Annotated in this window: 18 protein-coding genes; 1 reads left to right on the top strand and 17 read right to left on the bottom strand. The window is 33.7% G+C overall.

Translation table 11 applies throughout. The features are described 5' to 3' along the window. Positions 1–27: 27 nt before the first annotated feature. Positions 28–846, top strand: a complete 819-nt coding sequence (kdsA, locus tag ACT3CE_RS08525) for a 3-deoxy-8-phosphooctulonate synthase (RefSeq protein WP_444709344.1) — start codon at positions 28–30, stop codon at positions 844–846. Between the two features lie 52 nt (positions 847–898). Here the strand turns inward: kdsA and ACT3CE_RS08520 are convergent, their stop codons facing one another. The 17 genes from ACT3CE_RS08520 to ACT3CE_RS08440 form a co-directional block, all read right to left on the bottom strand. Next, on the bottom strand, positions 899–2,689 hold the full coding sequence (locus ACT3CE_RS08520; protein WP_444709343.1) for an NADH-dependent [FeFe] hydrogenase, group A6: 1,791 nt from the start codon (positions 2,687–2,689) through the stop codon (positions 899–901). Positions 2,690–2,734: 45 nt separating this feature from the next. Beyond that, positions 2,735–3,922 (bottom strand): complex I 51 kDa subunit family protein, encoded by a 1,188-nt coding sequence (locus ACT3CE_RS08515; protein ID WP_444709342.1) that lies wholly within the window; start codon positions 3,920–3,922, stop codon positions 2,735–2,737. A 43-nt stretch (positions 3,923–3,965) separates the two neighbouring features. Continuing rightward, positions 3,966–4,433 carry an NADH-quinone oxidoreductase subunit NuoE gene (gene nuoE / locus ACT3CE_RS08510; RefSeq protein WP_444709341.1) on the bottom strand — a complete coding sequence of 156 codons (468 nt, stop codon included), beginning with the start codon at positions 4,431–4,433 and terminating at the stop codon, positions 3,966–3,968. Positions 4,434–4,776: 343 nt separating this feature from the next. Next, a complete protein-coding gene (gene buk, locus ACT3CE_RS08505; RefSeq protein WP_444709340.1) occupies positions 4,777–5,853 on the bottom strand; it encodes a butyrate kinase in 1,077 nt (358 codons plus the stop codon). 203 nt (positions 5,854–6,056) lie between these two features. Then, entirely contained in the window at positions 6,057–7,394 is a 1,338-nt protein-coding gene (locus ACT3CE_RS08500; protein WP_444709339.1) for a serine hydrolase domain-containing protein, read from the bottom strand. Positions 7,395–7,727: 333 nt separating this feature from the next. Next, positions 7,728–8,285, bottom strand: a complete 558-nt coding sequence (locus ACT3CE_RS08495) for a porin family protein (protein ID WP_444709338.1) — start codon at positions 8,283–8,285, stop codon at positions 7,728–7,730. A gap of 96 nt (positions 8,286–8,381) precedes the next feature. Then, on the bottom strand, positions 8,382–9,686 hold the full coding sequence (locus ACT3CE_RS08490) for an adenylate/guanylate cyclase domain-containing protein (RefSeq protein ID WP_444709337.1): 1,305 nt from the start codon (positions 9,684–9,686) through the stop codon (positions 8,382–8,384). Positions 9,687–9,712: 26 nt separating this feature from the next. Continuing rightward, positions 9,713–10,984, bottom strand: coding sequence for an ion transporter (locus ACT3CE_RS08485; protein ID WP_444709336.1), 1,272 nt, complete (start codon positions 10,982–10,984; stop codon positions 9,713–9,715). A gap of 102 nt (positions 10,985–11,086) precedes the next feature. Next, a complete protein-coding gene (locus ACT3CE_RS08480) occupies positions 11,087–12,205 on the bottom strand; it encodes an ABC transporter permease (protein WP_444709335.1) in 1,119 nt (372 codons plus the stop codon). A gap of 19 nt (positions 12,206–12,224) precedes the next feature. Beyond that, positions 12,225–13,331: an ABC transporter permease gene (locus ACT3CE_RS08475; RefSeq protein ID WP_444709334.1), complete on the bottom strand. Its 1,107-nt coding sequence runs from the start codon at positions 13,329–13,331 to the stop codon at positions 12,225–12,227. Positions 13,332–13,349: 18 nt separating this feature from the next. After that, complete coding sequence (locus ACT3CE_RS08470; protein WP_444709333.1) at positions 13,350–14,096, bottom strand: ABC transporter ATP-binding protein; 747 nt, start codon at positions 14,094–14,096, stop codon at positions 13,350–13,352. Beyond that, a complete protein-coding gene (locus ACT3CE_RS08465; protein WP_444709332.1) occupies positions 14,089–15,015 on the bottom strand; it encodes an ABC transporter ATP-binding protein in 927 nt (308 codons plus the stop codon). Before ACT3CE_RS08465 ends, ACT3CE_RS08470 begins: the two co-directional genes overlap by 8 nt. A gap of 6 nt (positions 15,016–15,021) precedes the next feature. Continuing rightward, positions 15,022–15,903 carry an HlyD family secretion protein gene (locus tag ACT3CE_RS08460; protein ID WP_444709331.1) on the bottom strand — a complete coding sequence of 294 codons (882 nt, stop codon included), beginning with the start codon at positions 15,901–15,903 and terminating at the stop codon, positions 15,022–15,024. Positions 15,904–15,915: 12 nt separating this feature from the next. Then, positions 15,916–17,154 (bottom strand): TolC family protein, encoded by a 1,239-nt coding sequence (locus ACT3CE_RS08455; protein WP_444709330.1) that lies wholly within the window; start codon positions 17,152–17,154, stop codon positions 15,916–15,918. A 60-nt stretch (positions 17,155–17,214) separates the two neighbouring features. Next, entirely contained in the window at positions 17,215–17,829 is a 615-nt protein-coding gene (locus tag ACT3CE_RS08450; RefSeq protein WP_444709329.1) for a TetR family transcriptional regulator, read from the bottom strand. Between the two features lie 189 nt (positions 17,830–18,018). After that, complete coding sequence (locus ACT3CE_RS08445) at positions 18,019–19,269, bottom strand: DUF1015 domain-containing protein (protein ID WP_444709328.1); 1,251 nt, start codon at positions 19,267–19,269, stop codon at positions 18,019–18,021. 53 nt (positions 19,270–19,322) lie between these two features. Then, positions 19,323–19,613: a four helix bundle protein gene (locus ACT3CE_RS08440; protein ID WP_444709682.1), complete on the bottom strand. Its 291-nt coding sequence runs from the start codon at positions 19,611–19,613 to the stop codon at positions 19,323–19,325. Positions 19,614–19,702 lie beyond the last annotated feature (89 nt).

The raw sequence follows: 19,702 nt of genomic DNA, 5'->3' as shown, positions 1-19,702 counted from the left end.
TTTTGCTGTGTAAAAAAATAAGAAATCATGATAACAAACATTCCAAATATTAAACATACCAATAGTGGTAACTTTTTTCTTTTAGCCGGTCCTTGTGCTATAGAAGGAGAAGAAATTGCAATGAAAATTGCCGAAAGAGTTGTCGAAATTACCAATAAACTCGAGATTCCTTACATTTTTAAAGGATCGTACCGAAAAGCAAACCGCTCACGATTAGATTCGTTTACTGGAATTGGAGACGAAAAAGCCCTTAAAATCCTAAAAAAAGTAAGCGATACTTTTGGAGTTCCTACCGTAACCGATATTCATACTGCTGAAGAGGCTGCAATTGCTGCTCAGTATGTTGATGTATTGCAAATTCCTGCATTTTTATGTCGCCAAACCGATTTACTGGTTGCTGCTGCCAAAACAGGAAAAGTAGTAAACATTAAGAAAGGACAATTTTTAGCTGCCGAATCTATGAAATTTGCAGTAGATAAGGTTCGCGAATCGGGTAATAACCAAGTTGTACTTACCGATCGTGGTAATATGTTTGGATATCAGGATATGATTGTTGATTACAGAGGAATTCCTGTAATGCAAGAGAACAATTGCCCAGTGGTTTTAGATATTACTCATTCACTACAACAACCAAATCAGGCTGGTGGAGTAACTGGTGGACGCCCTGAGCTTATCGAAACTATTGCCAAAGCAGGTATTGCTGTTGGTGCAGATGGTATTTTCATCGAAACTCATCCCGATCCTGCAAATGCAAAATCGGACGGAGCAAATATGCTTCACCTCGACTATCTGGAAGATTTACTTAGCAAATTGGTTGCTATAAGAAAAACAATCAATCAATTTTAATAATATTTTAAAAGATCCGGTTTACACCGGATCTTTCTTTTACAACAAATTACTAATATTGCTCGCGCTTTACATAGGATGTATGAAGTAATTTATGTGATTTATGGCTTAATGGCTTCTCTAAGAAATCCTTATAAATCTTAACAATTTCGGGGTTTTCATGTGATTTTCGGATTGGAAGATCCTCATCCTCAGCATAAATAGCCTGCATACGCTTTAAACGAATTTCATCATCAACAGGATATGGCTGACCACCACCACCAAGACAACCACCCGGACAAGCCATAATTTCGATAAAATGATAGAATCTATCTCCTGCTTTAATTTCCTCTATTAATCTATGAGCATTTTCAAGACCATTTGCAATGGCACATTTTAAGTCTACACCTTCTAAAAACTTCCATTCCTCAAGAGTTCCTTCAATTGGAATTACTGCTTCTTTTACACCATCTAAACCACGAACTGGTAAAATATCCAAATTCTCGAAAGGAACCTCTCTTCCTGTAACTATTTCGTAAGCCGTTCGCAAAGCAGCCTCCATTACTCCACCTGTAGCACCAAATATTACTCCTGCACCAGATGATGTTCCCATGATGGAATCAAACTTATCGTCGGGTAATTTTTCAAATTCGATACCTGCTTGCTTAATCATTACTGCCAACTCTCTTGTTGTTAGCACATAATCCACATCTTTATATCCACTATCCTTCATTTCGGGGCGATTAGCCTCATATTTTTTAGCGGTACATGGCATTATTGAAACTGATACAATATTTTCAGGCTCAACATTAATATTTTTAGCGTAGTAAGTTTTAGCAAGAGCACCAAACATTTGCTGAGGCGATTTACAGGTAGATAAATTAGGTAAATATTCGGGATATTTGTGTTCGATATACTTTACCCAACCAGGCGAACACGATGTTGCCATTGGCAAAGCCACGTTAGGATCATCATCCACCAAAGCACGTTTCAAGCGAGTTAATAGTTCGCTTCCTTCTTCCATAATAGTTAAATCGGCAGTAAAATCGGTATCTAATATGGAATCGAAACCCAAACGTCGTAATGCCGAAACCATTTTACCAGTTACACGAGTTCCCGCTTCCATTCCCAGTTCTTCTCCAAGTCCTACTCTCACCGCCGGAGCTGTTTGCACCACAACATGAACATCCGGATCAGCTATTACATCCCAAACCTTTTCTACATACGATTTTTCGGTTAAAGCTCCCGTTGGACAATGAACAATACACTGCCCGCAATTTGTACAAACAACTTCATCTAAAGGTCTATCGAAGAATGTGGAAATTTTCATTTCGGCCCCTTTATGAGAAACTGCAATAGCACCAACAGATTGAATTTCGGCACATGTTCTTACACATCGCTGGCAACGTATACATTTTGAATCATCCTTTACTATTGCAGGAGATAATTGATCGATAGTATAATTTTTATCAGGCACTAAATCGATAAAATCCTGATTGGTAATTTGATATTCTGCAGCCAACTCCTGCAACTCACAATGCCCATTTCGATAACACTTGGTACATTCTTCGTTGTGTTCAGTAAGCAATAACTCTATAATATGTTTTCTGCAATTTCTAACTTTAAGGGTATTTGTATTAATTTCCATTCCCTCCGCCACAGGAGTAGCACAAGAAGCAACAAGCTTATTATTTCCAACTTGCTCAACAACACATACTCTACAATTTCCTGCCACACAAAGATCTTTATGATAACAAAGTGTAGGTATTTTTATATGTAATTTTTTAGCTGCTTCCAGTATCGTTTTTTCTTCCTCAACACTAACAGCTATTCCATTGATTGTTAAATTTACCATTTGCGACATATCAAACGTTTTTAATTATTATAGTTTATTGGAACAACTTCTCTATTAGTAGATCATCTCCTCTCGGAAATTCTCCACAATAGAGGAAAAAGAATTAGCCACCGATTGTCCCAAACCACATTTTGCAGTTAGTTTCATCGTATCGGTAAGCTTCAATAGCTGATCGAGATAAGCAACTGGCTTTTCTCCTCGTTTTACCGCTTTAATACCTTTTAAAAGCTGCTGACATCCAACCCTGCAAGGCGTGCATTGTCCGCAGGATTCTTCTTCAAAAAATTCGAGATAATTATTTAGCACATTATACATGGAACGGGAACTATTAAAAAGCATCATCGAACCTCCTGTAGGCAAAGAAATACCAGTTAACTTACCCTGATAACCAATATTTGTTTTCTGAAAACGTTTACGCGGCACCAGAAAACCGGAAGCACCTCCTACCTGAACGGCCTTTGTATCGCCATCACCAAAATCATCTACAAATTCCTGAACGGTCATACCCAGTTCCAACTCATATATTCCAGGAATAGGCGTATCTCCCGAAACTGAAAATACTTTAGAACCTCTGGAATCTTTTACCCCAAGATCTCTAAATTTTTTCGCTCCATATTTTAAAATTGTATAGGAATGAGCCAGAGTTTCAACATTATTAACCACTGTTGGTTTTCCTTTAAAACCACTATCGCTCGGAAAAGGAGGCTTATTCCTTGGTTCGCCACGTTTTCCTTCCATCGACTCTAAAAGAGCACTTTCTTCACCACATATATATGCTCCACTTCCAAGAAAAATTTCAACGCGAAAATCAAAACCCAGATCATCCAGAATATCATGAAATTTTCTCATTTCTTTTTTTAAATCAGGTACCAAAAAACGATACTCTCCTCTCAAGTAAATGTATCCTTTTCGTGCACCAATAATTTTAGCACACACGGCCATTCCCGATAGTACTTTATGAGGTACTCTTGTTAATATCTCTCTATCTTTAAATGTTCCGGGTTCACCTTCATCTGCATTGCAGATTACATATTTCTCTTTTTCCTTAGGCTCTGCCGTAAGCTTCCATTTTAATCCGGTAGGAAATCCTGCTCCACCTCTACCTTTCAGCCCAGAATTTACCATCTCATTAATTACTTCCTGATTCGATCTTGTTAGTGCATGTCGAAGAATTTCCTTACAATCCTCTTCATTCTTAAAAATTAAATCGATTCTATGCAATTGTTTCTTTATTGTTGCCATACCTAAGGGTATTTAAATGTTAGATTTACTAAAATTTATAAGATTAGTCTTTCTCTCGATATTGGCGAAGAATATCAACCACTATCTCGGGAGTTAATTCGGTGTATACATCATCATTCACCAACATTGCCGGAGCCTTATGACACCAGCCCAAACAATTGGTTTCTAAAATTGTAAACTTCTTATCAAGTGTAGTTTCACCAACCTTTACCTTTAAATAATGCTCGATAGCCTGGATAATTTGGTTTTTACCTTTCATTGCACAGGTTATGGTTTTGCAAACACGAATAACATATTTTCCTCTTGGTTCGGTATCTAAAAAAGAATAGAAACTCGCTGTTCCGTAAACATCGGCTGCTGGAATATTCATTTCTTTGGCAATTTTAAGAATAGCCTCTTCAGATAAATACCGTTCCTGATCAATTACCCCTTGAAGAATGGGCAGTAAATTTTCGCGTTCTGTTCCATGCTTGGTAACCAAATCGTTCACTAATTTTTCATGAAAATCCATAAACTAAAGGTTTAAAGGTTAATAATAATAGAGTTTCACTAATAAGTTAAAAAAATTAAAGAAATTTTTCTCTATTTAATTGATTTAGTTTAAAACCCAATAAATTAATTGTTTAGGTGAAAAAATAGTTAACTTAAAAATATAAAAATGCCAAATAGCCTATAAAATTTAATATTCCAGCAGCCCTAATCACAATAAATATTTTTATTTTGATCAACATAACACATAAACGAACATACTTAATTTGAATTTAGACTTCTTAAAAACTATACAATTTCAGAAAAAAGCATAAAAAAAGCCTTCGACAATTATCGAAGGCTTTAATTATTAAAAGATTAGTAATCTAATTATATATTTTTGGTTCAATTTCGTTTCTTAATACCATAAAACCATTCATGGCAAGAGCTTTCATTTCATCTTCGCCCGGGTAAACAGCAAGTGGTGCAATAAAAGAAACCATTTCCTTAATATAATTTACTAAATAAGGATTGTGAGCAATACCTCCGGTCAATAAAATTCCATCGACATCACCCTTTAAAACTGCTGCCATTTCGCCAATCGATTTAGCAACCTGATACGACATAGCATCCTGAATTAATTTGGCTTTTTCATCACCATCTTTAGCTTTTAATTCTACTTCGTAAGCATCGTTTGTTCCCAAATGAGCTACAAGTCCGCCTTCTCCTTTAATCATTTTCTTAACATCGTTAAGAGTATAGTCACCACTAAAACAAAGCTTTGCTAAAGCTCCCGAAGGTAATGAACCCGAACGTTCCGGAGAAAATGGTCCTTCTCCATCGAGAGCATTATTTACATCAATCACTTTTCCTTTGCGATGTGCTCCAACAGAAATTCCTCCTCCTAAATGAGCAACAATTACATTAATGTCTTCATATTTTTTATCGATAGATTGTGCAAAGGCTCTACCAATTGCTTTCTGGTTTAAAGCATGAAAAATTGATACTCGTTGAAATTCAGGATGACCGGAAATTCTGGCAACATCAATCATTTCATCAACAACCACAGGATCTGCAATATATGCTTTAGCATTTGGTAATGAAACAGCAATATTATCGGCAATCAATCCACCCAAATTACTGGCATGCTCACCTAAAACTCCAACTTTAAGATCTTCTTTAAGGCGATCGTTCACTTCATAAATACCCGATTCAATTGGTTTTACCAATCCTCCTCTACCAACTACAGCTTCGATTAGATCGATTCTAATTTCAGCATCAAGCAATTCTTGCATAATGATATTCTTGCGAAATTCGAACTGTTCCGAAATATGAATAAATTGTGAAAGATCTTCGGCAGTATGCTTTATATTTTTTAAAAATACAGATTTATCGCCTTGAAAGACAGCGATTTTTGTAGACGTGGATCCAGGATTAATAGCTAAGATTCTACGAGTTTCCATTGTTTAAAATATGTTTGTGTTTAAGTTGTTTTTCTAATTATTGCAAAACTACCAAACTAGATTAACAATTAATAGAATTTTTACAGTTTTTAAGTATCAAATTGTAATTAATTGTAATTTTAACTTACAATTTAATACAAAAATCAACATATTACTTAAACATTTACATATTATACCTGTTGATCATTCAAATGGATTTAAGATTAACTCCAATCTTCGAATTGTGGTAATTTATCGAGAGCAATCACTTCCGGTTTAGCCTCGAAGTGATTAAATAAATCCTGCGAAGGCCAGTGTTTAACTGAGCGTAACACACGGCTCATAAGCACACTTAAATCTTTAGTAAAGTCGGAACCTCTCCATGTAGAGCTGTTGGTAATAATTACAAAACTATATCCTCCAACCTGATGCTTAAGTAAAGCCGAGCTACCTGCAAGTGTACCTGTTCTCCACCAGGTTCCTTTTCTTGTACCTTTCCAGCCAATAGGACTAAACCCCTTTTTATTTGTCTTAGTCATATACCTCACACTCTTTGGCGATAAAATATCAGGATGAGCATTATCTCCATCAATTGCCAGCATAAATTTCATTAATTCGGCTGCCGAAGCAACCCAAGCTCCAGCTCCACCCAGAGCTTGCAGATTATTACCTCCATTAGATCTAAATACTGTTTTACCAGATCCATTAAAAGCTGATATTTTTATTGCATTAGATTGTTCGTAATAATTCACCTCATTCACAAAATGATCTTTTTGCAAACTTTTTCCGAGATGCATATCAAAGACTCCTGCTGGTTGTAAAATATGAGTTTTCACATAGGTTTCATAATCTTTACCCGAAGCTTTTTCTATTATTTTTTCAAGAATTACATAACCCAAATTAGAGTAACCACTACGACTACCTGGTGTAAAGTGTAATCTTCGAGAAAGAACAAATTGAATGGTTGTTTCTGCACTAATTGGTGGCTCAACCTTCATTTTTTTAGCAATGGACAATGGTAAAAACATGGGGTCACCATATTTACTGGAATATCCCGCCGAATGTCTCAAAAGATGCTCTACAGTAATCCGTTTAGTTCTTTTATCCCGAATATTGGAGTAAATACTATCATTAAGAATACCGTGTTCCCCAAAGGCATAATCGTTAATATGAAGTTTTCCTTCTTCCTGCAATTTCATAATGGCAGTGGCAGTAATTAATTTTGATACACTGGCAATTCTAAACAAATGAGAAGGCTTTACCAATTCCTGTTTTTCTTTATTGGCATATCCATATCCTTTGGCAAAAAGAAGCTTTTCATCTTTTACCACAGCAACAGTTGCTCCAGCAACTTCCCACTTTCTTAAAAATCGTTTAATTAAGCGATCTGCTCTGGCTGTTTCAACACTTTCTGAAAGCTCATTGGACAACCTATGAGATACAGCCTCGATAGTTTTATCGAAAGGAACAGCAAGGCTCCCTTCTTTTGAAAAACTAAAATTCTGGTCTAAAAACACCAGTAATAATATAATAAGGAAGGAAAAAATTCTTCTTGTAATCATTTAATAAAATATTGATTCAACATGCAATTCCAACAACACAATTCATTTACTCAACACATTAGCATGTTTCTTTGTACTGAACTCGATACAAAAATGTTTATATTTTTTGAAATATCGTTCTAAATTAACAACAATTTAAAAATAGTAAAAATAAGTATGTTTATCCTATTTTTTAATCATTTAATCACAAAATACTTTACTTTAAGCATAATAGATGAAATAATAATTCTATTTACTTAAAGCAAAATAACAAGTACGATACACATATTTAAACAGAAAAAACCACCGAAATAAAAAAATAACGGTGGTTTTATAAATATATTATCTGCAAAATTAAAATTTAAAAGATGCTCCAATCTGTAAAACTGAATGCTTTGGATCTCCGTCATCATATATCTCAGATAATCCTAAATTATATCTAAGGTTAATACCAAAACCAGATTCCATTTCGTATTCACAACCTAAACCTAAACTAAAATCTACTCCTTTAGTTTCATCTTTTATATCTACATCCACATCATCTAGCTCATATTCTGATTTTACTAAAAATCCAAGCTGTGGCCCCACTTGCAAATTAAAACCTTCGCTAACATAAAATTTAGCCATAATAGGAACATTTAAATAATCGGTTCTTAATTTTTCATCAGCGCCACCTTCATCACTTTTACTTCCCTGCTGAGAATAAATTAGTTCTGGTTGCAATGCAAATTTTTCTGTTAGTTTAAAATTCACAAAACCACCAAGATAAAGACCAGCTTTCATATCTCCATCGATATCATCACCAGTCATATTTGCAAAGTTCATTCCCGCTTTAACTCCAAAATGAGCTTCTTGTGCAAAAGTTGTAGCAGATACAAACAAGGCAACTGCAATAAAAATAATTTTTTTCATTTTAAATAAATTTAGTTTAGACATTCAAAGTCGAATGGATCATAAAAATATTTATTATGTAGATAATATCCAAACCTATCGCCTATTTAGTTTAATTTATTTTATACAACTACATTTTTCTCCAACCTGATAAATACCAATTTTATTGTCAATACCTTTCAACTTAACCGAACCTAAATCAATTAAATCTTCTTTACAATCCAATAAGTTTGCAAATTGTTCACTCACTAAAAATTGACTTTTAAATTCTTTATTTAGTTGCTCGATACGAGAAGCCATTATTACATTTTTACCGGCAATAGAGAATTGTTTTCTTATTTCGTTACCAATATTACCTGTGATAACTTCTCCACTATGAATACCTATGCCTATTCGGGTGCATTCTGATTCTGCATTAACGCATAAACTATTTATCACCTCAACAATTTCTAATCCTGCATTATAAGCATCAATAGCATGATTTTCATTTTTTACAGCAATTCCAAAAGAAGCCATAAATCCATCGCCAAGTATTTGATGAATTATACCATCGTTTTTCTCTATAATTCGAATTAAAGGATCGAAAATTGCATTCTGATATTCAATTGTTTCTTCAGGACTCTGATGATCGGCCATTGTAGTAAAGTTCCTTATATCCATAAACATTATTGAGCCAACTACCTTATGCCCAACCGAATCGTTTCGATGTGAGATTAATTCTTTTGCCACTTTATGAGAAAGCTGTTGCCCGAGTAATGATTCCATTTCGCTTTGATAATCTTTAGTTTCGAGAAACTTATTAACCCTGGTTCTAATTTCTACAGCTACAACACCTGCAATAATACCTGCAACTAAAAGTCCGAAACTTCTCATCACATATATCTCCAACATCTGATTTATATCTCCTTTGGGTTGTAAAAACTGAATTCCCCAATAAGAAACACCCAAATATCCTAGAAAAGCTAATATTCCTGCTCCTAATGAAATTTTAAAATCAAGATGCATTGCCGACAACATTAACAGTAGAAAATAGAATATTAATCCATCATACTCTAATATCAACAATGAATTATCGTATTTTACTGCTTTAAACAAAATTATTGCTGGAATTCCAAATTCCATTATCAAGTTTAATATCAGTAATTTTCTGGGGATTGATCTATTGTATTTTATGCCGAAATGTATTCGAATAAAAACAAACACTTCGAATAAAAAGAAAACAAACCACCAGGTATATACCCCCCCTACAAACTGTGTGTTATTTATTGTAGACTGCAGTAAATCGGGCACAAAAAAATGAAGTACCGGAATAATTAGTGTACCAATTAAAAATAACAATAAAATAATTCCAACCCGTTTTCTTTCAATTTTAAGAAATTCCAAATGCAGTAATTCATTTATTTTATGATAATGAGCAAACATGATGTAAATTTAATAGGTCGTAATGGTTAAATATATCTTTTCTCTCTCAATTTTGATTTTGCACTAATTTTTTCAGCTATTTGCGGATACTTTTTAAGCACCTTCTCAAATTCCTTTTTCTGTAATTCGTATACGTCTGAATATCCCTCCGATTTAACCGTTGCAGTTCTATTCGATTTTTTAAACAAGGCTATTTCCCCCATAAAATCACCCGCCTTAAGAATTGCTAGTTCTTCATTTTCCGACATTACCTTAAATTTTCCTCGCTGTATAAAAAACATTGAATGTGCAATATCTCCTTTTCTAAACAAATAATCGCCGGGCGTTAAAACCATAGGAGTTAGGTATTGAGCAATATCTCTAATAAAATGATCATTAACACAATCGAACAAAGGAATATCTTTAATTGCATTTTTCTTAAACTCTAATTGCAATTCATTTCTTAAACCATAAGGTAAAGTCTCCATTAGTTCAGTTTCGTCGTAACCCAATTTTTGTTTCCACTCGTAAGTAAAATAATCGCTAATTCTTTGTTGTAAGTTTTTTGATATTTTCTGATAATGAATTAATGCTCTTAGCCTTTCCATATTCTCCTCAAACCGCTGATCGGTAGGATTTTTCTTTGCATAAATACCAACCATAGTACCCACCAGTAAGGCAAGAACTCCAACACCTAAAATCTGCAATAATATGGTAAAAAGCATCTCTATATTTCCGTGAGGGACAATATCTCCATATCCTACAGATGTTAAAGTTGTTATAACCCAATACAATGCTTTCACATAATTATCGGCATTGGAAAAATTACTTCCCAAGCCATGAATCCACAACCAAATACAGGTAAACCAATGAGAAAAAAGAAAAAATCCTGATACCAAAAACCAAAGAGAAATTTTTGTTGACATTCGGATATTACGAATCTGAAAAAAACGTACTGTTCTATACACTTTTATCCATTTAAACAAGCGAAAAAATTGAAAATACGGATTTGAGAATATCAATGCATAAGGCAATATTGAAAGAACATCGCTAATAAAAAATTTCCAGGACGAATAAGAATCCCAATAAATATCTTTAAGTCTTGTATTATTTTTAATATTCCGATAAATAAAGATGTTTACAATTAAATCTATAAAAAAAATGATTGAAATGAACAAATCCAGCATGCGATACCAGTGCATACTTCTTAGTTCGAACAAAAAATCTAATGGCATTAAACTTGCCTGAAGTAATACCGAAAAAACAATTAATACTCTCCAGACTGTATTATAAATTGGCTTTAAATATGTTTTAATCATTAAATTAGATTTTATTCAAAGAAAGCAGATTTGTACAAATTTTCATTGCAAAAATAGGTAAAAACAGTCTTTTAATCGGTAAGCAAAAACTCAAGTGCAAATTTATGATACTTTACGATGCATTTTAACAGCAAAAGTTATAGCTGATAAGGCAAAAATACTTAGTATTATCAGTTCTTTTATGATATCAAAAAATCCAGATCCTTTTAGCAATATCATTCTAATGATTTTGATAAAATATGCAATTGGATTTAGAATATTTAGTTTCTGTCCCCATTCTGGCATACTTTCAATTGGCGTAAACAAACCACTCATTAAAAGAAAAATAACCATAAAAAACCAGGCAATAAACATGGCCTGCTGCTGTGTGTCGGTTTGGGTAGAGATGAGTAAACCAAAACCCAAAATAACCAACAGATATACAAATGCAACCAAATAAATTAGCCAAACAGATCCCAGAAATGGAATTTTAAACCCAAAGGCTGCAATCAAAAGACCAAGGCCTAATTCTAAAAAGCCAATTACCATAAAAGGAATTAGTTTTGCCACTAAAAACTGCGATTTTCTTATTGGGGTAACATTAATTTGCTCTATGGTTCCTATTTCTTTTTCACGAACCACATTCATTGCAGACAAAAACAAGGCAACAACCGTAACCAAAAGTACTAATATACCTGGCAGCATATATGGTATGTACTTCATCTCAGGATTAAATTGGTGAGAATAAGTTGAGTAAACTAAATTGTGCTGGCTTTTCTGACTATTCCCTGCAAAATTCAATTTTATACTTTCGTTGTAATCTAATATTACAGAATTAATATAAGCATTGTACAAACCTGCCGAGCTTGCATTTATGGCATTTACCAAAACTTGTACCGATGCTTTGTATTTTAAATCGACTGCTTTTCCAAAATCTTCCTTAAAAACAAGAATAGCATCGATATTATCTTTAAACAACTCTTTTTCTGCTTCCTTCTCGGAAAAACCAACTTCTTTAACTGTAAAAAATGGTGATCCGTTAAATTTGGATATTAATTCTCTTGAATGACTTGATAAATCTTTATCAACAACATACAAGTTTGTATTTTTCATATCGTAGGTAGCCGCAAACGACAAAATACAGAGTTGAAGAATTGGCATTACAAAGATGATGGGCAACATTCCTTTGTTACGAAAAATCTGTAAAAATTCTTTTTGCAATAAATATTTTAATACTCTCATAACTGTTCCTTATCTGTAATTACTCCAATCTTGTTTTAAACTTTTTTAAGCTAAGAGCAATAAAACCAATTGTCATTGCAATTAATACCAATGTTTCCTTCCATACATATTCTATTCCAACACCTTTTAGCATAATATTTTTCAAAATAATAATAAACCATTTGGGCGGAATTATATTGCTAAAAACCTGCAGAAGAAAGGGCATGTTTCGAATTGGAAAAATAAAGCCAGAAAGAATAATGGTAGGCAGCATTAATGCAAACATGGAAAGCATCATAGCTACTTGTTGGTTTTTTGCCACTGTTGATATAAATATGCCAAGTGACAAGGCCAAAAATATAAACAAAACACTTTCGGCCATTAACAATATAAAACTTCCTAAAACCGGAACTCCAAATACAAAATAGCCCATGCCAACAATTACCATAGCATTAATAAATGATAAAGCTAAGTAAGGAGTAACCTTTCCTAATATTATTTGCAAAGGATTTAATGGAGACACCAATAATATTTCCATGGTTCCCAATTCTTTTTCTCTAGCTATTGATATCGAAGTCATCATGGCCGACACCAACATTAAAATAGTAGCCATAATACCGGGAATAAACATGAATACACTCTCTAAATTCGAGTTAAAATACATGCGCGATTTGGCTCGAATAGAAAATGGAATTTGCTTTCCGCTATTAATTTCGATATTATAATTCTGAAGAATTCCCTGCAAATAGTTCACCTCTAAATTTGCAGTATTAGGATCTGATGCATCAGTTAGAATTTGAACATTCCCTTTTGAATTTTTCATTAGATTTTTTCCAAAATCGGGTTCAAAAACCAAAATTAATTTCACATCTCCTTTTCGAAAAACGGCATCGGCCTCTTCTAGCGTCTGCAGATTATCGGATAATGTAAAATAGCCCGACGAAGTAATTTTATTAATAATTTCAACTGAATACTCATCCTTAGAATGATCTAAAACAGCCATTTTAACATCTTTAAGATCGGTACTTATTACATAACCAAAAAGCAAGATTTGAACAATGGGCATTCCAAACAGAATCAACATTGATCGTTTGTCTCGAAAAATATGGTAAAATTCTTTTTTTAAAAATCCGATAAATCGATTCATTTCGTATTATTTTTATCCTTACTCAATATTTGTAGCATGTCTTGCTAAAGTCAAAAATACCTGATCCATATCGGCTGCATCAAACTGTTTTTTCAACATTTCAGGTGTATCCAGCGCTTCAATTTTTCCATCTACCATAATCGAAACCCGATCGCAATATTCTGCCTCATCCATATAATGAGTAGTAACAAATACAGTAATCCCGCTTCGTGCTGCATCGTAAATCAAATCCCAAAACTGTCTTCTGGTTACAGGGTCAACTCCTCCAGTAGGCTCATCAAGAAATACAATTTCAGGATTGTGAAAAATAGCAACCGAAAAAGCCAATTTCTGCTTCCAGCCCAAAGGCAAAGCACTAATCAATTTATTTCTGGCATGCTGCAAATCTAATTTATTCAGCAACTCGTTGGCTTTCGATTGAATTTCGGTTTTCGATAAGCCATAAATTCCACCATAAAAACGGATATTCTCAAATACGGTTAAATCCTCGTAAAGAGAGAATTTCTGGCTCATATAACCAATATTTCTTTTGACCATTTCGCGTTGTGTATAAACATCGAAACCCGCTACACTAATTTGTCCTGAACTTGGATAAGATAAACCACAAAGTATTTTAATTGCCGTTGTTTTACCAGCTCCATTGGCTCCTAAAAATCCAAAAATTTCACCTTTCGATACGTCGAACGACAAATTGTTATTCGCAGTAAAATCTCCAAATTTCTTATACATATTCTTAACACGTATCACTTTCTCCATATCACTCATGAGCTTCTGATTTTGTGCTTAGTGCCATAAAACAATCTTCTATACTAGCTTGTATTTTTTCGATTACAATATTTAAGCGACCTTTATTTTTTAAATATTGCTTTATTTCCCCGAATGAAAATTCATTTCGGATATCGGTGTAATGTAAACTTTGTCCAAAAAGAAAAACCGAATTGGTATACTTGTATTCTCTTAAATCGAGTAATGTTTGATAATTGTCTTCACATTTTATTGAATACAAACCTCTTTCAAATTGATCAATAATCTCTTTAGGAGTGTTAACCTGTAAAATTTGACCATCCTGAATTAAGGCAACACGTTCGCACATATTAGCCTCATCCATGTAAGGAGTTGCTACCACAATAGTAATTCCACGACTTTTTAAACCTCTCAGCATTTGCCAGAATTCACTTCTCGAAACAGAATCAACACCAGTAGTAGGCTCATCTAACAAAAGAATTTTTGGTTGATGAATTAGCGCACAACACAAAGCTAATTTCTGTTTCATTCCACCCGATAATTTTCCTGCCAATCGATTCTTAAAAGGTTCAATTTGCACCCAAATATCATGTATCATATCCATATTTGCCTCGATAGTTGTATTAAATACCGTTGCAAAAAACGTAAGATTTTCAATTACACTTAAATCCTGATAAAGCGAAAATTTACCAGGCATATAACCGAGTAATCCTCTAATTTTTTTGTACTCGCTTACACTATCTATATTGCATAGTGTTGCCGTTCCCTTATTGGGTAAGAGTAAAGTAGCCAGCAATCGAAAAAGTGTTGTTTTACCCGCACCATCGGGGCCAATTAATCCAAACAGTTCTCCTGATTTAATATCTAAATTGATATTATTAAGTGCTTGAATATCCCCATAACTTTTCGACAAATTGTTTATGCGTATACTTGCATCCATAAGAAATTAAAATCTAATTTCGCCAGGCATCCCAATTTTCAGATGACCATCGTTCACAACATTTATTTTTACTGCATACACCAACTTTACCCTCTCCTTTTTAGTTTGAATAATTTTAGGTGTAAACTCCGATTGAGATGAAATCCATGTCACTTTTCCTTTAAGCGTATGATTTTCTTCTTTATTTTTATCAATCAATACATTTACTTCCATGCCAATTTTCAACCTCGAAAGTTGATCACCACTCACGTAAACCCGTAAATCCAAAGTTCTTAAATCGGCCAATTTAAATAATGGAGTTCCTACATTCACCATTTCGTAAACCTCACGATATTTTTCTAAAACCGTTGCAGTCTCAGGAACATAAATCTTACTTTTCTCAATTAAATCATTTAAAGCATCAATTTTTCGATTCACATTTTCTAAATCACCAAGCACTCTGGCATTTTCTGTTTTTACCGATTTAATTTGTTTCTGAACCACCAATATATTTCCATTGATATCGTCCACTTGCTTACTTGTAGCTGCTTTATCTGCAAACATCTTATCAATACGAATTTTATCTTTTTTAAGAATATCCAACTGCTCTTGATAAACTGCAATTCGTGAAAGAATATTTTTCACCCCAGATGCTATCGATTTTCTCTGTGCTTGTAACTGTTCTTTCTGGAAAAACAACTGACTTGTATCAATCAATCCAACCTGTTCAGCCTTGGTAAATACATCACCTTCCTGGATATCGAGAAATAGTATTTTCCCACTATTTTCGGCCGATATGGTATATTCGGTTGCTTCAAAATTACCATAAGCGTCCGACTCGTTATTGTTTTGATTGCATGCCGATGTTAAAAACACAAGGGCGATAGCTATTATTATTGTAATTCTCATTTTTTTGATCCTTTAAATTCCTTTAATTCTGTTGTATTCAGCTATTGACTGCTGCAATTGTATTTTGTGATATTCTTTATTTAGTTTTGCCTGAACTTCTTTATTCAAATCCTCTAAGTAGTCACTTGAGGTGATTACACCATTATCTAACTGAGAAGCAGAACTTTTACTTACTGCAACCTGCAATTCAATTATAGCATCATCCTTTTCAAGCAAAACATTAAACTTTCTAATTTTACTTGTTTCATTATCCATTTCGATTAACTGATTTTGAGTAAAACTTAATTGCTGGCTATTAATTAAATCTTTTCGAATAATTATTTCTTTTTGCTTGCGCCTATTTGCTTTCCAATCAAAAATATTCCACGATATTTTTGCTCCCAACATATAATAAGTGTCAAATTCATCCTTTAACTGATTATAAGTCGGATTACCATAACCCGCTTGTCCGAATCCGGTAATTACAGGAGATCTATCTTTCTTTAATAGTTCCTTTTGAGCTTCTAATAAAGACTTTTGGCTAGAGTAAAGCAAATATTCCGGTCTTTGCTTAAGATCTAAATCTATATTGCTCATAAATACTTCTTCGTAAGTAGTTTCCTTAAGCTTTACATCCGTTTTTAAATTTCTTCCTGACAATTTAGATAAAACCGAAAACGAAGATTCTTCCATTGAGTTAAGCTCTTGCACCTGTTGATCGATTAATAGCAATTCGGACTGCAATACTTTTAAATTGGCAGGTAAAACAACACCATTCTCTACCGCCGAAGCAATTTGTTGCAGACGATTCAAAATGGCTTTTTGCTTATCCAGCAATATCAATTTACTTTTTCGTACCAGTTGTATTCCGTAAAAAGCAGCATTTACTCTTGCTCTTAATTGATACATTTTAATTTCGAGCCCATTAATTTCTACCTCCGAATTTTTCTTTTCCACCTTAATCCGGCTTTTGGTTTTTCCGCCATCGTAAATCAATTGCTCAATATCAAGATTAAGGGCATACCTATCTTTTGGGGCTTTGGGCGCATCTACACCTGGCAAACTAATTCCCGTTACATCCGATTGGTAACTAACTTGTCCGTTTACAAAAAGCCTTGGCAAATAGGAAATTTTCAAATTTTCTACATTTAAAACCGAAGATTCATTTAAAAGCACCTTCCCTTTCATTAATGGATAATTCTTTTGTACTTCTTCTTGAATTTGCTCTAAGCTCAAAACCATTTCCTGTCCATAGCCTATCTGAATCTTCAAAAAAACGATTAGTAAAAAAATGTATTTACTATTTCTAAAAATTGTGTTCATATCAAAAAATTATATTCTTATGGATTGAATTACAAAATCGGCAACTTGATTTGCTCTTGTCTTAAGCATTTTATCCATATCGATATTCTTAAACAATAATTCCTCTGCAATAGGGCGAGCTACAAAAGGAAATACAGATAAACTAACAATATTTAAGATCAGTTCCTGAGGGTCAATCGCCCTTATTTCACCCAATTCAACTGCTTTATTTATTTGCCGTACCGTTTTTTCTTTTCCTTCTATTACACCTTCCATTTCCATCATCGAAAAAACTCGAAAAGGATCTGTAGTCACTTCATTAAGCACAAAGTTGGGAAGAAATGGAAATTCGATTAACACTTCATGATAAACATGACAAATGCTTCGGATCTTTTGAAACAAATCTGAATCATCTGCCAAAAACAAAGCAAGCGGCCTCATAATTTTCATAAAAGCTTCTTCAAAAACCTGTTCAAATAATTTTTCCTTACTTGTAAAATAATAATGCAGTAATGCTTTATTTATTCCTGCTGTATCCGCAATTTCCTGCATTCTTGCTCCTGCAAGACCTTTCTTCGCAAAAATCTGTCGTGCAGCAATTAAAATATTCCCTTCTGTTTCTATTGATTTTTTTTTCTCTTTCATATTTTAACCATTTGGTTAATTGATATTCAAAAAATAAACCATCCGGTTTAACCGTTTGGTTAATGCAAATATATTGGAAGAAATGGAACAAACAAAACATTTAAGTATTTTTTTAACCAAATTGTTAAGAAAATACAAAAAAAAGAGGATACCCACAGGCATCCTCTTAATATATCAAGTAAGTTTTTCTTAGTCTAACTTGTGAATTAACAAACCAGAACGAAGCTTAGGCTCGAACCAGGTTGTTTTTGGAGGCATGATATTACCAGTATCGGCAATATCAATTAATTGTTGCATAGATACTGCATACAATGCAAATGCAACTTTCATACTACCAGAATCAACACGTTGCTTTAATTCTCCTAATCCTCGAATACCACCTACAAATTCTACGCGAGTAGTTGTACGAAGATCTTTAACATCAAGAAGCTTATTTAAAACATGGTCTGAAAGAATGGTTACATCTAATACTCCAATAGGATCTTTATCGTCGAAAGTACCATTTTTAGCACTAAGTTTATACCATTTACTATCAAGATACATAGAGAATTCATGCAATGCAGAAGGCTTGTAAATATCTTCTCCCATGCATTCTACATCGAAAGTAACTTCCAGCTTATTTAAGAATTCTTCTTCAGACATTCCATTTAAATCTTTTACAACACGGTTGTAATCAATAATCTTTAATTGATTATCTGGAAAATGTACAGCCATAAAATAGTTGTACTCTTCATCACCTGTATGATTTGGATTTTTAGCAGCAAACTCATCGCCAATGCGAGCAGCAGCTGCTGTTCTATGGTGTCCATCAGCCACATAGGTAGCAGGAACTTTTGTTGCAAATAATTTTTCCAACTCTTTGTTGGTCGCTGGATTATTTACAGGCCAAAAATGATGACCAAATCCATCTTCTGCAACAAAATCATATTCTGCAGCTTCATTCTCTACGATGTTTGCAACAATCGCGTCGATCTCAGGAACAGCTTTATACGAAAAGAATACTGGCTCAAGGTTAGCCTCGGTATAACGAGTTAAAATCATACGATCTTCCTCTTTATCCGGACGAGTTAGTTCATGTTTTTTGATTACACCATTTCTGTAATCTTCGCAAGCAGCATTAGCTACAATACCATACTGAGTTCTTCCATCCATCGTTTGTGCGTAGATATAAAACTTAGCTTCCTGGTCTTGTTTTAACCATCCTTTTTCCTGGAACATTTTAAAATTGGATACGGATTTTTCATACACCTCTTCCGAGTGAACATCTGTTCCTGCAGGACAATCAATTTCTGCGCGAGTAACATGAAGCAAAGAACAATCTTTTCCTTCAGCCATTCTAGCAGCTTCTTCCGAATTCATTACATCATACGGCAAACAAGCCAAATCTTTCGAAATTTCTTTTGGTGGGCGTAGGCCCTTAAATGGTTTTACGATAGCCATTGTTAGTTGTGTTTGTGTTGTTAATTTTGTGTATTTCTTATTTTGTAATTTCGTTATTTTGTAAAATTAACATCAAGTTTTCGTTCAAGATATTTTTTATAACCTGAAGACATCTTAGATAAATCTGTTAATATAGTTCTCATCTCGTTATAATGAATTTTATCAATATAATTTTGCTGTAATCCTATTTCAGCACACACCAAACATTCTCGAATCGAACCTTTGGATATTCTTAAATATTTTAAAGAGAGGGGGATAGTTTCACCATACCCCTCTCCAATATTTAATGCTACAGAATTTGCTGCTCTTCGATATTGATTTGTTAATCCAAACTTTTCATCAATTGCAAATCTTTTGTTTGTTCATAAACCAACTTAATCATATCTAACGATTTTTGATAAAGGTCTAGTTTTTCGAAATCAAACATTAACAA

Origin of the sequence: Marinifilum sp. RC60d5 (genome assembly GCF_052400665.1) — a bacterium.
Classification (GTDB): domain Bacteria; phylum Bacteroidota; class Bacteroidia; order Bacteroidales; family Marinifilaceae; genus JBQTGK01.
The sequence above is the reverse complement of the archived record's forward strand: the minus strand, read 5'-3'. Positions and strand labels throughout refer to the sequence as shown.

What these genes read in the sequence shown, in the direction of transcription:
- kdsA (WP_444709344.1), top strand. Translation starts at nt 28, where the DNA reads ATGATAACAAACATTCCAAATATTAAACATACCAATAGTGGTAACTTT.
- ACT3CE_RS08520 (WP_444709343.1), bottom strand. Translation starts at nt 2,689, where the DNA reads ATGTCGCAAATGGTAAATTTAACAATCAATGGAATAGCTGTTAGTGTT.
- ACT3CE_RS08515 (WP_444709342.1), bottom strand. Translation starts at nt 3,922, where the DNA reads ATGGCAACAATAAAGAAACAATTGCATAGAATCGATTTAATTTTTAAG.
- nuoE (WP_444709341.1), bottom strand. Translation starts at nt 4,433, where the DNA reads ATGGATTTTCATGAAAAATTAGTGAACGATTTGGTTACCAAGCATGGA.
- buk (WP_444709340.1), bottom strand. Translation starts at nt 5,853, where the DNA reads ATGGAAACTCGTAGAATCTTAGCTATTAATCCTGGATCCACGTCTACA.
- ACT3CE_RS08500 (WP_444709339.1), bottom strand. Translation starts at nt 7,394, where the DNA reads ATGATTACAAGAAGAATTTTTTCCTTCCTTATTATATTATTACTGGTG.
- ACT3CE_RS08495 (WP_444709338.1), bottom strand. Translation starts at nt 8,285, where the DNA reads ATGAAAAAAATTATTTTTATTGCAGTTGCCTTGTTTGTATCTGCTACA.
- ACT3CE_RS08490 (WP_444709337.1), bottom strand. Translation starts at nt 9,686, where the DNA reads ATGTTTGCTCATTATCATAAAATAAATGAATTACTGCATTTGGAATTT.
- ACT3CE_RS08485 (WP_444709336.1), bottom strand. Translation starts at nt 10,984, where the DNA reads ATGATTAAAACATATTTAAAGCCAATTTATAATACAGTCTGGAGAGTA.
- ACT3CE_RS08480 (WP_444709335.1), bottom strand. Translation starts at nt 12,205, where the DNA reads ATGAGAGTATTAAAATATTTATTGCAAAAAGAATTTTTACAGATTTTT.
- ACT3CE_RS08475 (WP_444709334.1), bottom strand. Translation starts at nt 13,331, where the DNA reads ATGAATCGATTTATCGGATTTTTAAAAAAAGAATTTTACCATATTTTT.
- ACT3CE_RS08470 (WP_444709333.1), bottom strand. Translation starts at nt 14,096, where the DNA reads ATGAGTGATATGGAGAAAGTGATACGTGTTAAGAATATGTATAAGAAA.
- ACT3CE_RS08465 (WP_444709332.1), bottom strand. Translation starts at nt 15,015, where the DNA reads ATGGATGCAAGTATACGCATAAACAATTTGTCGAAAAGTTATGGGGAT.
- ACT3CE_RS08460 (WP_444709331.1), bottom strand. Translation starts at nt 15,903, where the DNA reads ATGAGAATTACAATAATAATAGCTATCGCCCTTGTGTTTTTAACATCG.
- ACT3CE_RS08450 (WP_444709329.1), bottom strand. Translation starts at nt 17,829, where the DNA reads ATGAAAGAGAAAAAAAAATCAATAGAAACAGAAGGGAATATTTTAATT.
- ACT3CE_RS08445 (WP_444709328.1), bottom strand. Translation starts at nt 19,269, where the DNA reads ATGGCTATCGTAAAACCATTTAAGGGCCTACGCCCACCAAAAGAAATT.